Annotated in this window: 12 protein-coding genes; 4 read left to right on the top strand and 8 right to left on the bottom strand. The window is 60.9% G+C overall.

Annotated elements, in window-relative coordinates; all coding sequences use genetic code 11:
* The first annotated feature begins 165 nt into the window (after window positions 1-165).
* The 3 genes from ACE4RL_RS05265 to ACE4RL_RS05255 all read left to right on the top strand — a co-directional run bounded on the left by ACE4RL_RS05265 (window position 166) and on the right by ACE4RL_RS05255 (window position 4,044).
* Window positions 166-696 (top strand): DUF1036 domain-containing protein, encoded by a 531-nt coding sequence (locus ACE4RL_RS05265; RefSeq protein ID WP_375599471.1) that lies wholly within the window; start codon window positions 166-168, stop codon window positions 694-696.
* Complete coding sequence (pyk, locus tag ACE4RL_RS05260) at window positions 693-2,132, top strand: pyruvate kinase (protein WP_375599470.1); 1,440 nt, start codon at window positions 693-695, stop codon at window positions 2,130-2,132. Before ACE4RL_RS05265 ends, pyk begins: the two co-directional genes overlap by 4 nt.
* Window positions 2,133-2,517: 385 nt before the next feature.
* Window positions 2,518-4,044 carry a sensor histidine kinase gene (locus ACE4RL_RS05255; protein ID WP_375599469.1) on the top strand — a complete coding sequence of 509 codons (1,527 nt, stop codon included), beginning with the start codon at window positions 2,518-2,520 and terminating at the stop codon, window positions 4,042-4,044.
* 179 nt (window positions 4,045-4,223) lie between these two features.
* Here ACE4RL_RS05255 and ykgO read toward each other — a convergent pair whose 3' ends face one another.
* The gene (gene ykgO, locus ACE4RL_RS05250) at window positions 4,224-4,349 is read right to left on the bottom strand and encodes a type B 50S ribosomal protein L36 (RefSeq protein ID WP_046105532.1); all 126 of its coding nucleotides are present in this window, start codon (window positions 4,347-4,349) and stop codon (window positions 4,224-4,226) included.
* A 182-nt stretch (window positions 4,350-4,531) separates the two neighbouring features.
* Here ykgO and ACE4RL_RS05245 point away from each other — a divergent pair, with 182 nt between their 5' ends.
* On the top strand, window positions 4,532-5,035 hold the full coding sequence (locus tag ACE4RL_RS05245; protein ID WP_375599468.1) for a PleD family two-component system response regulator: 504 nt from the start codon (window positions 4,532-4,534) through the stop codon (window positions 5,033-5,035).
* 76 nt (window positions 5,036-5,111) lie between these two features.
* Here ACE4RL_RS05245 and ACE4RL_RS05240 read toward each other — a convergent pair whose 3' ends face one another.
* The 7 genes from ACE4RL_RS05240 to ACE4RL_RS05210 all read right to left on the bottom strand — a co-directional run bounded on the left by ACE4RL_RS05240 (window position 5,112) and on the right by ACE4RL_RS05210 (window position 12,141).
* Window positions 5,112-5,981: an ABC transporter ATP-binding protein gene (locus ACE4RL_RS05240; protein WP_375599467.1), complete on the bottom strand. Its 870-nt coding sequence runs from the start codon at window positions 5,979-5,981 to the stop codon at window positions 5,112-5,114.
* A complete protein-coding gene (locus ACE4RL_RS05235) occupies window positions 5,978-6,820 on the bottom strand; it encodes an ATP-binding cassette domain-containing protein (RefSeq protein WP_375599466.1) in 843 nt (280 codons plus the stop codon). Before ACE4RL_RS05235 ends, ACE4RL_RS05240 begins: the two co-directional genes overlap by 4 nt.
* Window positions 6,821-6,831: 11 nt before the next feature.
* A complete protein-coding gene (locus ACE4RL_RS05230; RefSeq protein ID WP_375599465.1) occupies window positions 6,832-7,752 on the bottom strand; it encodes an ABC transporter permease in 921 nt (306 codons plus the stop codon).
* Entirely contained in the window at window positions 7,752-8,675 is a 924-nt protein-coding gene (locus ACE4RL_RS05225) for an ABC transporter permease (protein WP_375599464.1), read from the bottom strand. Before ACE4RL_RS05225 ends, ACE4RL_RS05230 begins: the two co-directional genes overlap by 1 nt.
* Before the next feature lie 97 nt (window positions 8,676-8,772).
* Window positions 8,773-10,389, bottom strand: coding sequence for a peptide ABC transporter substrate-binding protein (locus ACE4RL_RS05220; RefSeq protein ID WP_375599463.1), 1,617 nt, complete (start codon window positions 10,387-10,389; stop codon window positions 8,773-8,775).
* 313 nt (window positions 10,390-10,702) lie between these two features.
* Window positions 10,703-10,861, bottom strand: a complete 159-nt coding sequence (locus ACE4RL_RS05215; protein WP_375599462.1) for a hypothetical protein — start codon at window positions 10,859-10,861, stop codon at window positions 10,703-10,705.
* Window positions 10,858-12,141 (bottom strand): acetyl-CoA C-acetyltransferase, encoded by a 1,284-nt coding sequence (locus ACE4RL_RS05210; RefSeq protein WP_375599461.1) that lies wholly within the window; start codon window positions 12,139-12,141, stop codon window positions 10,858-10,860. The genes ACE4RL_RS05215 and ACE4RL_RS05210 overlap by 4 nt, the downstream gene beginning before the upstream one ends.
* Window positions 12,142-12,152: the final 11 nt, after the last annotated feature.

Here is a 12,152-nt window from a genome sequence, read left to right as displayed (position 1 = left end):
ACACCCGCTCCCCCACTTGTCCTCAGCTGCGAATCCGGATCACGCCACTTTTGTGACCAGTGCTGCATTCTTGCCCGTAATTCCGTCAAATCACCCCTTTAGCCATTGACCTCGTCTCTGCCATACGATCAAAGAAGGGCACGTTTTCCGGTGATTTCCAGCGCAATGGTGACCCCCATCCGCTTCGGCTCGACCCTGCTGCTTGCCTGTCTTGCCGGCCTTTTGGCCATGGCCACGCCTGCACGGGCCGAGTTGCGCATCTGCAATGAAACTGCCAACCTGATTTCGGTTGCCCTCGGCTATCGCGCCGAGCGCGGCTGGATGAGCGAAGGCTGGTGGCAGGCCCCTCCGGGCGATTGCCGCACGATCTATCAGGGCGACCTGGCCCGCCGCTTCTACTATCTCTACGCAGTGGACGATATCGGAGGCGGGTCCTGGGATGGGCAGGTCTTCATGTGCACTCGTGACGAAACCTTCACAATATTCGGGGTTGAGGATTGCCTCGCCCGGGGCTATGAGCGCACCGGGTTCTTCGAAATCGATACACAGAACCGTACCGACTGGACGCTGCAGCTCACCGAGAGTGCTGGCGCACCAAGCATTGTCGGACCGGACCTGGGCGAAGATCTCGAAGATCCGGCCTTCCTCGTCGACCCCGACGAGCCCCTAACGCCAGACAATACGGACACGCAATGAGACGGATCAGACGCGCAAAGATCCTTGCCACCCTCGGGCCCGCAAGCCACGAGGAGACCATGATCGAGGAACTGGCCAAGGCCGGGGCCGACGTCTTCCGCATCAATATGAGCCATGCCAGCCATGAGGTGTTGCACCAGACCGTCAAGCGCATCCGCGCGGTCGAGGCGCGCCTCAAGCACCCGATCGGCATTCTGGCCGATCTGCAGGGCCCCAAGCTGCGCGTCTGGAAATTCGCTGGTGGCTCGGTCAATCTGGTGGCCGGTCAGACCTTCACCCTCGACAGCGAGCAGAATGACCAGGGCAATGCCCAGCGCGTTTACCTGCCGCACCCCGAAATCATCGAAAGCGTCTCGGTCGGCGACCGCCTGCTGCTCGACGATGGCAAGCTGCAGTTGAAGGCCACCAAGGTCGGCAATGGCGCTATCGAAACTGAAGTCATCTATGGTGGCAAGCTCTCGGACAAGAAGGGCGTCTCCCTGCCCGATACGCTGCTGCCCACCGGCGCCCTGACCGAGAAGGACCACGCGGACCTGCTCGAGGCGCTCAAGGCTGAAGTTGACTGGATCGCCCTCAGCTTCGTGCAGCGCCCTGAGGACATCATCGACGTCCGCAAGATCGTCCAGGGCCGCGCCGGCGTGATGGCAAAAATCGAAAAGCCGCAGGCCATCGAGCGGCTCGAAGAGATCGTCAAGCTCTCCGACGCCATCATGGTCGCCCGCGGCGACCTGGGTGTCGAGCTACCGCTCGAGCAAGTGCCGGGCCTGCAAAAGCGCATGATCCGCATGTGCCGCCGCTTCGGCAAGCCCGTGGTGGTCGCCACCCAGATGCTTGAGAGCATGATTACCGCACCGGTGCCGACCCGCGCCGAAGTGTCGGACGTTTCGATCGCCGTGTTCGAAGGCGCCGACGCCGTCATGCTGTCGGCCGAGAGCGCCTCGGGGCAGTATCCGGTCGAAGCGGTCGCGACCATGAACAAGGTGGCCGTCGCCGTCGAAAGCGATTCCAACTATCGCAACATCATCCGCGCCGCCCAGACCGAGCCTGAAGCCACGGCCGCCGACGCCATTTCGGCCGCCACGCGCCAGGTTGCTGAAACGCTCGACCTGGCCGCCATCGTCACCTACACAGCCTCGGGCTCGACCGGCATCCGCGCTGCCCGCGAACGGCCCAGCAAGCCCATTATCGCCCTCTCGCCCAACCTCAGGACCATCCGTCGTCTCTCGGTGGTATGGGGCATTCACTGCGTGCAGACCGAGGATGCGGTGAACCTGGAAGACATGGTCGATCGCGCCTGCGTCATCGCCTACCAGGAAGGCTTTGCCCGGCCCGGCGACCGCATTGCCATCACCGCCGGCGTGCCGCTGGGCACACCGGGTGCAACCAACATGCTGCGCATCGCCTTTGTCCGGCAGGATGGCGCAGGGTCCAGCTGACGCAGATCTGCACCCTGACCAATGATCAGACTTTGAACAGTCGGGACTGCGCACAACGACTATTCGCAAGATCGCTGGGGCCCCGAAGCAGTTCGGGGCCTTCATCGTCTAGTCCCCCCGCCACTATCGGGCCTGACACAGTTAAGCGTTCTGGTTCCGACCCGATCGCTGAAGCCAATAGGCAGGGTAATAGCTCTCGATGCTTTCGGACCCTGTGGCGTTCTCGGCCGCCTGAGCGTACCAATGTCTGCCGCGCATCCCCGCCTCGGCGAGGGCCAATCGCCTGCTGCACGCAGGCGTACACATTTTTTTGTGGCGAGTGGTCCAGATCATGCCGCGGCGCGTTGTCTCAACAAGCCGTCTAGAACAGGAAACTCTTCACTAAGTGCTTGCAAAACTCGTTGTGAATTCGACCCGGATCGCGATTACGTTCACCATCGTCAGCGTGATTTTCTTCTCGCTCCTGATCGGGATACTGATTCATCAATGGTTCAGAGACACCGAAGACCGCGCGGCTGCATCAGCGATCGCCGCCGCCCATGCCGTCAAGATCAATACCGGGTGGATCGTTGAAGTCGCTGAACAAGCGCTTCATCGCATGGACCTTGCTCTGGGCCCCGATCTGGCGCCGAATCGGAACGACACCTTGGAGCGCATTGAAGATGCACTTGCAGGACTGCCACCGGGCGCGAAGGCTTACATCATCTCCCCGGAAGGTCGAACTCTTTATACGACAGACCCCAACATAGCCGACACCGACATCCGTGACCGCGAGTACTTCACGGCGCCTATGGCGGGCGCAGACTTCTTCGCCTCCCACTTGATGATCAGTCGATTGGATGGCAGCCAGATATTCGCGTTCAGCCAGCCATTGCTGCGACAGAACCGCGTTGCGGGCGTTGCAGTCATCTCCTTCAATGCTGACCTTCTGGGCGACCTGCTTGCCTCCCTGGCGCTTTATCCCGGGTCCACAATCAGCATCGTGCGCACAGACGGCATGCTTGTGGCGCGGTTCCCTCCGCCCGACGGCCCGGTCGACCTCAAGGATCACGTGCTGTTCACCGAGCACCTGCCGCGCGCCGAAAGCGGCACGTACACAACCATCTCACCGGTGGACGGGATTGAACGGACCGTCGGCTATGTACGCGTCCCGGACACCGATTTCATTGCTGTAGCATCCGTTAGTATGGCTGAGACGATGAGCCAGTTCTGGGGCGATGTCCGGTCGGTTCTCCTCATCGTCATGCCCATCGCCCTAGCGCTGACGATTGCCGCCGTGGGCATCGTCCGGCTGTTGCAAAAGGACGGTCGACGTCAATTCGAGCTCGAGAAGGCGCTTGAGACCAATACGATGATGTTCAAGGAAATCCATCATCGTGTGAAGAACAATCTTCAGTCCATGCAGTCGCTCATCCGCATGCAGGCCTTGCCAGAGACGGTAAAGAAGGACATCGAATCCAGGTTTGCCGCCATGTCGGCTGTGCACGAGCACATGTATCGCCACGATGCATATGCAGCACTGGATGCGCGCAGCTTTGTCGCATCTATCGTTGAGCCTCTTGTCGAGGCATATGGCTCGCCGGTGGCCCTCGAAGTGGACGTCGCCGACATGGCACTCCACCATGAGCGCGCTACCCCTCTTGCGCTTCTCTTGACCGAGGTGGTGACCAATGCCCTGAAGTATGCCTTCCTGGACAGGACAGACGGCAAGGTCGCCGTTAGCCTCCGGCCTCTGGATGCCGACAAAGCTATGCTCATTGTCTCGGACAACGGTTCCGGCTTCCGGCAGGATCAGACAGCGCAGGGCATGGGCAGCAGAATCATCCAGGCCATGGTGATGCAGCTTGAGGGCAAGTCCTCCTATACCGTTCGGGACGGCGTGGTCTTCTCTGCCGAGATTATGGTCCGCTAAGCAGGGGCGCGCCCTCAGCGCGGAGCCTTATCCAGCCGGCTGGACGCGATAGTGCTGATCCCGTCATCGCCAGCAACGCAAGTTGAGCCATGAGCAGACGGGCATTGGTTGCGGAGGTGCACAGCAAAAGACCCGCCTCTTTCGAGGCGGGCCTTTTGAAACATCGAAGCAGGAAACGCTTAGCCCTGGCGGGCCTTGAAGCGCTTGTCCACCTTGTTGATGATGTAAACGCGGCCGCGACGGCGGACGAGCTTGTTCGCGCGGTGGCGAGTCATCAACGCCTTCAGCGAATTGCGGATCTTCATCTTACTAATCCTCGGTCAAACAAAAGGGGCGCCAAGGCGCCCGAAAACTGGCCTCTACATAAGGAAACGCTGACCACCTGTCAACGCGCAATCGCGCCCCTTTCCCCCATTCCGGGAGCATTAACGTGCGAGTTATGTGCGCGGTTTACCCTGATTGGGAACCGGAACCGGAACTGAACTCCATGACCAGCGAAAAGATCACCAAATCCGGCATTCTGATCATCGACCCGCAGCCCAATATGGCCGCGCTGGTGGCCGGCATGCTGCGCACGCTGGGGCGCCGTGACGTGCGTGAAGTCAACGACGCCAGCCAGGCACAGATGGAATTGCGCCGCAGGCCATTTGAACTGGTGATTATTGATGACGATCTGACCAAGCCCGACGCTGTGGCAATCGTCAGGCAATTGCGCGCCGACGCCGAGAGCATTAACCGCCTTGCTCCCATCATCATGATGTCCGCGGCTCCCGATGCTGCGCGCATCGCGGCAGCGCGGGACGCCGGCGTTACCGAATTTCTGCGCAAACCCTTTGCGGCCAATCATCTCAAGTCGCGGCTGGACAGCATCGCCGCCAATCCGCGGCCCTTCGTCGAGGCGGGCGGCTATGCCGGTCCCGATCGCCGGCGGCAGGCCAAGGATGTCGGCGCGGCCGAGCGTCGCAGCAGCCAGGAACCGGACGAAGCCTGATCGAGGCGATACCGCCCAACAAAAATCCCCCGGCCGGAAGCCGAGGGATGTAGATAGCGGACCTGCATCGAGCTTTTCAGGCCGCTGCAGCTGCAGCTTCCCGACGCAGGCGGCGGCGCTCTTCGCGGCGCTTCATCTCCTCCTTGGGATCAGGCACCGGCACCGAGGCAATGAGTTTCTTGGTGTAATCGTGGCGTGGTTCCATCACCACCTGCTCACTCTCGCCGATCTCCACCACTTCCCCGAAATAGAGCACCATGATGCGCTGGGCGATATGGCGCACGACCGCGATGTCGTGGGCGATGAAGAGCAGGGAAACGCCGAATTCCTTTTGCAGGTCCATCAAGAGGTTGATCACCTGCGCCTGCACCGACACGTCCAGCGCCGACACGGCCTCATCGCACACGATCAGCTTGGGCCTGGTGATCAGCGCCCGGGCAATGCCGATGCGCTGGCACTGCCCGCCGGAGAACTCGTGCGGGTATTTGTTGATCATGTTTGCGGTCAGGCCGACCTTTTCCATCATCTCGGCCACCCGCACGGTCCGCTCTGCCTTGGTGACTTCGGGATAATGAATCTTCAACGGCTCGGCGATGATCGCCCCGGCGGTCATGCGCGGATTGAGCGAGGCCAGCGGATCCTGGAAGATCATCTGGATATCCTTGCGCAGCCCCACCAACTCCTTGGAGTTCATCTTGAGGATGTCCTTGCCCATCCACAAGGACTCGCCTTCGGTAGCGTGGATCAGCCGGATGATGGCGCGCGACAGGGTCGACTTGCCACAGCCGCTCTCCCCAACAATGCCCAGCGTCTCGCCGGCATGCAGGTCAAACGACACATCCTTGACCGCCTTGAGCACCTTGTGCCCGCCAAACAGCCCACCGGTGGGAATATCGAAATGCACCGACAGGTTTCGCACCTCGAGAATGACTTCTTTCTCGCTCATGCCTTGTGTGCTCCGGCCATGAATTCATAGGAAACTGTGGAGAGGCGTTCGACTTTCTTGTCGAGCCGCGGCACCGCCGACAATAGCCCCTGCGTGTAGGGATGGTTAGGATTAGCGAAGAGCTCGTCGGTCTTGCGATATTCCATGACCTCGCCATTGAACATCACAAGCGTGTCTTCGCAGGTACCCGCGACGATCCCCAGATCGTGGGTGATCAGGATGATCGAGGCACCGAAATCTTCCTGCAGGTCCACCAGGAGGTCAATGATCTCGGCCTGCACCGTCACGTCCAGCGCGGTGGTCGGCTCGTCCGCAATCAGCAGTTCGGGCCCGCATAGCAGGGACATGGCGATCATCACGCGCTGCCGCATGCCGCCGGAGAACTCGTGCGGATACATGTGCACCCGGTTCTTGGCGTCCGGAATGCGCACTGCATCAAGGAACCGCACGCTTTCGGCCAGGGCCTGGCTGTGGTTCATGCCCTTGTGCCGCTCGAGCACCTCGGTCATCTGCCGAGAAATGCGCAGATAGGGATTGAGCGAGGTCATCGGGTCCTGGAAGATGATCCCGATCCGGGCGGCGCGGTACTCATTGATCTGCCGGAGCGGCAGGTTGAGGATTTCCTTGCCATCGAACCGGACCGAGCCGGTGGCGCGGCCATTCTTGGGCAACAGGCCCATAAGCGCAAAGGCCCCCTGCGTCTTGCCCGAGCCGCTTTCGCCTACAATAGCCAGGGTCTTGCCCTTTTCGAGCGTATAGCTGAGGTCGCGCACGGCGTGGACGACACCATCATTGGTCTCGAAATCGACCTTGAGTTTTTTTACTTCTAGCAAAGCCATGAATTCGGGTCCTATCGATCCTTGGGATCCAGCGCGTCACGCAGGCCGTCGCCGACATAGGTCAGGCAGAACAGCATGGTCACGAGCACGGCGGCCGGCGCCAGCAGCAGCCAGGGCATCACTTCGGCCACCGGCGCACCGGCGGAAATCAGCGTACCCAGCGAGGTCTGCGGCTCCTGCACACCCAGGCCCAGATAGGAGAGGAAGCTCTCCGCAATAATGATCTCGGGAATCGTCAGCGTGGCGTAGATCACCACGGGGCCGGTGAGATTTGGCACGATGTGCCGCAAGATGATGGTGAAGGGCTTGGCGCCGCTGGCCCGAGCCGCCTCGACAAACTCCCGCTCCTTGAGCGTCAGCGTCTGCCCGCGCACGATACGCGCCATGGTCAGCCATTCAATCGCCCCAATGCCCACGAACAGCAGCACCGGATTGCGCCCGAACATCACCACCAGGATGATGACAAACAGGATATAGGGCAGCGCATACATGACATCGACAATGCGCATCATGATGGCATCCACCCGGCCGCCGAAATAACCCGCGACCGCGCCATAGATCACGCCGATGAACACCGACACCAGCGTAGCCACCGCGGCCACGATCAGGCTCATCTGCGTGCCCTGCAGCACGCGGGCCAGCATGTCGCGGCCATTCTGGTCGGTGCCCAGATAGTGCTGGGCCTCGAAATTGGGCGGCTTGCGGATATTGCTCCAGTCGACCTCCGAATAGCCCCAGGGGACGAAATAGGGGCCGATAAAGGCCACAAGCACGATCAGCACCAGCATGCCGATGGACAGAACGGCCGCCTTGTTGCGGGTCAGGCGACGCAGCGCGTCCTGAGTGAGCGAGCGGCCCTTGGGTGCGTCGAGCACCGAGAGCTTGTCGGCATAGGTGGAGAGCACCTGGTCTTTTCCAGTAATCCCGGGCATCAGCGATACCTCACCTTGGGATCGAGCCAGGCATAGACGAGGTCAACGATCAGATTGAGTGCAAGAATGATGAACATGTAGAGGATGGTTGTCCCCAGCACGATGCCGTAGTCGCGGTTGAGCGCGGCGGTGACGAAATACTTGCCGATACCGGGCAGGCCGAACACCTGCTCCACGGCCAGCGAACCGGTCAGCAGATAGGAGAGGCCCGGTCCGAGATAGGACACGACCGGAATAAGCGCGGGCTTGATGGCGTGACGCGCCATGACGATCCGCTCGCCCAGGCCCTTGGCGCGCGCGGTGCGCACATAGTTGGAACCCAGCACTTCGATCATCGAGCCGCGCATCAGCCGGCTGATACGACCGGCATGTGGCCAGGCCAGCACAGTAACCGGCAAGACCAGATGCATCCAGCTTCCGGTCACCCAGCCGCCGGCCGGGAACCAGCCCAGATAAACGCCGAACCACAATTGCAGCAATGCCGCCATGAGGAAGTTGGGAATGATGACCCCGACCATGACCAGCAGCACCAGCACGTAATCGGGCCACTTGTTCTGGTTGACTGCGGCGAACATGCCCGCCAGCACGCCGATGGCCGTGGCGATCACGAAGGCGGTCAGGGCCAGTGTCAGGGTAAAGGGAAAACCGATGGCGATGAGCCGGCTGACCGAGAAGCCCTCGATCACCATGGACGGGCCGAGATCGCCATGCAGCAGGCGCCAGACATAAATGAAATACTGATTGATCAGCGGCTGATCGAGATTGTAGTGCGCGCGCAGATTGGCCAGCACATTGGGGGGCAGCGCGCGCTCGCCGTCAAACGGCCCGCCGGGCGCCAGGCGCAGAATGAAGAAACAGACTGTAACGGCGATCAGTGCAATCGGAATCGCCGAAAGCACGCGCCGAAAAGCGTATGAGAGCATTTGAGTTTGGCCTTCGCTATCCGGGGCGCGATGTCCACTGCGCGCCGCACCGGAGAAAAGATCGTGGGGCCGGAGGGCCCCACGATTTCGTTCGGGATTACTCTTCCGTCTTGGAGAGCCACCGGGTGCGGTGCACGTCCTTGGCATTGTCTTCGAAGCCGGAGATGTAGGGCTTCACAACATTCTTGGAGACGTACCAGTAGATCGGGATCGCACCGAACTCGTCCATCGCAATGGCTTCGGCATCCGCGAGTATCTGGCCACGCGCTTCGAGATCCAGTTCAGTGGCAGCGTCGGCCATCAGCGCATCGAACTCTTCGTTCGAATAGCGGCCATAGTTGTTGCCCCAGTTCATGGTCCCTTCCTGCTCGATACCTGTCTTGAGCAGATCGAGCGTGTTGGACGGATCGTTGTAGTCGAGCAGCCAGCCGGCACGACCGACCTGGAAGTCACCGGCGCGCAGGGCGTCGTAGTGGACCGCCACTTCGGAGTTGAACAGCTCGACATTGACGCCAATGGGCTCCCACATCGCGGCAATTGCCACGGCGATGCGCTGGTGGTTGTCATTGGTGTTGTAGCGCAGGGTCAGATCCAGCGGATTGTCTGGGCCATAGCCAGCTTCGGTCATCAGCTCGGTGGCACGAGCCACACGCTCTTCGTAGGGCATGTTTGCCCATTCGGGCATATAGGCTTCCTCGACATAATTGCCGGTGCCGGGCGGCACCCAGCCATAGGCCGGGATTTCGCCCGTGCCCAGAATGTCGGGACCGATCACTTCACGCAGGATCGAGATCGACAGCGCTTCGCGGACGCGCACGTCATCGAAGGGCTCAACTTCCTGGTTGATCACATAGTAGTAGACGCCCAGGAATGGCTCGACATGGGTTTCACCCGGGATGTTTTCCTGCATCCAGGCATACTGGTCGGACGGGAAGTCGGTCAGAATGTCGAACTCGCCGGCACGATAGCGGTTGAGCGCGGCAGCCTGGTCTTCAAGCACGTGGTAGTAGACCTCGTCGATCTGCACGTTCTCGGCATCGTAATAGTCTTCGTTCTTTTCCGAACGAACATAGGAGCCCGGCAGCCATTCCACGATCTTGTAGGGACCATTGGCTGCGATGTTCTCCATCTCGATCCAGGCATCACCATGCTCTTCCACCAGATGCTTGGGCACGGGGAAGGCGGTGTAGTGGGTCAGCGCATCAAGGAAGAACGGGGTTGCCGCTTCCAGCGTGATTTCGACGGTCTTGTCGTCAAGCGCCTTGACGCCCAGCTGGTCGAAATCGGTGATTTCGCCCGAGTTGATGGCGGCGGAATTTTTGATCGGATACTGGAGATAGGCGTAGTCCGAGGCCGTGGCCGGGTCGAACAGGCGCTGGAAGGCGAATACGAAGTCATGAGCGGTAACCGGCGTGCCGTCGCTCCACATGGCTTCGTCGCGCAGCTTGAACGTGTAGACGGTACCGTCCTCGGAGATTTCCCAGCTCTCGGCCTGGCCCGCGATCGGATTGCCTCCGGCATCTTCGGTCACCAGACCTTCGATATAGTCGCCGACGACACGGTTTTCCCAGTCACCGCTCACCTTGTGCGGGTCGAGCGAACCGGGATCACCGCCATTGTGCATTTGTAGCGTGACCGCGGAGGCCGCAGTGCTCATCATCAGCGCAAACGCGCCTGCGGTTGTCACCGCCTTGAGGGCTGTGGTGATCTTCATTCTCGTCCCATCTCCTTGTGGAATTCTTGACGTTTCTCTGACTGGCCGCCTCTACGCCGGGCAGCTCCTGTTTCTTCGCCGTCAGTTTTTACCTGCCGGTCAAGATTGCTGGACGGTATTACGCAAATCCGTCCACTGACAAGCAAAAGATTGACCTAAGCGTCACCGGCGGGTCAATTGTGAATATCTCGTATCCATACTGTTGGGAGCCATGAATTTTTACCCAACACGACAATCGGGGATTCAGATGCTATGGCACGGCGATCGGTACCCGGTCCGCGCAAGCGGGTGCTAATACACCCCACTGCACCGGTCAGGTAGGCTGGCTCCCGCCCTGCACAAAAAACAGCACTAGGGCGACGACAAGCAGCCCAGCAAAGGGCACCCACCCCGGCAGGGGGCCGCGCGGCTTCTTTGCGGCCGGCTCCGGCTTTTTCTCCGGCCGCCGGAATTTGATGACATTGTCGCTCATTGCGCGCTTTCTACCAGAGCCGCCACGCCCATGCCACCGGCTGTGCACACAGAGATCAAGGCCTTCTTGTTGGTTTCGGTCGCCAGCAGCTTGGCCGTCAGTCCCAGTATGCGCGCGCCGGTCGCAGCGAAGGGATGGCCATAGGCCAGGCTCGAGCCCTTCACATTGATCTTTGCCGGATCGATCTCGCCCAGCACGTCGTCGCGCCCCAGCACATCCTTGCAATAGGCCGGGTCCTTCCAGGCCTTGAGTGTGCACAGCACTTGGGCGGCGAAGGCTTCGTGCAATTCAAAGTAGTCGATATCGCCAAAGCCCAGACCGGCCCTTTCCAGCATTTCGGAGACCGCGATGGTCGGGGCCATCAGCAGCCCTTCCCCATGCGCAAAATCATTGCCGGCGACCCGCCCGGTGGTCAGATAGGCCAAGATCGGCAAGCCGCGAGCCTTGGCCCACTCCTCACTGGCCAGCAGCACCGCCGAGGCGCCATCGGTCAGCGGCGTCGAGTTTCCGGCCGTCAACGTCCCCTTGCCGCTCGACTTGTCAAAGGCCGGCTTGAGCGTACTCATCTTGTCCAGATTGGTGTCGGGCCGGATATTATTGTCCTTGACCAGGCCCGCGCAGGGCACGACCAGATCATCATGGAAGCCTTCATCATAGGCAGCGGCAGCATTGCGGTGGCTGGCCACTGCCAGCGCATCCTGATCCCTGCGGCCGATGCCCCACTCCTTGGCCATCAGCTCGCAATGCTGACCCATGCTTAGCCCCGTGCGCGGTTCATTGACCGATGGGGCCACCGGCGTCAGTTCGCCAAAAGAAAAGCCCTTGAAGGCGCCCAGCTTCTGGCCCGTCGTCTTGGCCGCATTGGCGTCGAGCAGGCGACGCTGGAACTTGGAGCCAAAGACAATCGGGCTGTCCGACACAGAGTCGGCCCCTGCGGCAATGCCGCTTTCGATCTGTCCCGTTGCGATCTTGGCCGCAAGGACCAGGGCCGCCTGCAGGCTGGTGCCACAGGCGATCTGCATGGTGGTGCCGGGGGTGCGAGGGCTGAGCCCCGCATCGAGCAGGGCTTCGCGGGCGAGATTGAAGTCGCGGGAATGATTGATCACGGCGCCCGCGATCACCTCGTCGATCTTTTCACCCTTGAGGCCGAACTTGTCGGCCACCCCGCCCAGCACGGTACCAAGCATGGAGAGGTTGGTTTCGTCCGCATAGGCGGTACCGCCGCGGGCAAAGGGAATGCGAGCCGAGCCGACAATGGCAACGCGCTTGAGTTCAGTCATCGGTGTTCTCC

The organism is Devosia polycyclovorans (assembly GCF_042181575.1).
Lineage (GTDB): Bacteria > Pseudomonadota > Alphaproteobacteria > Rhizobiales > Devosiaceae > Devosia > Devosia polycyclovorans.
The sequence above is the reverse complement of the archived record's forward strand: the minus strand, read 5'-3'. Positions and strand labels throughout refer to the sequence as shown.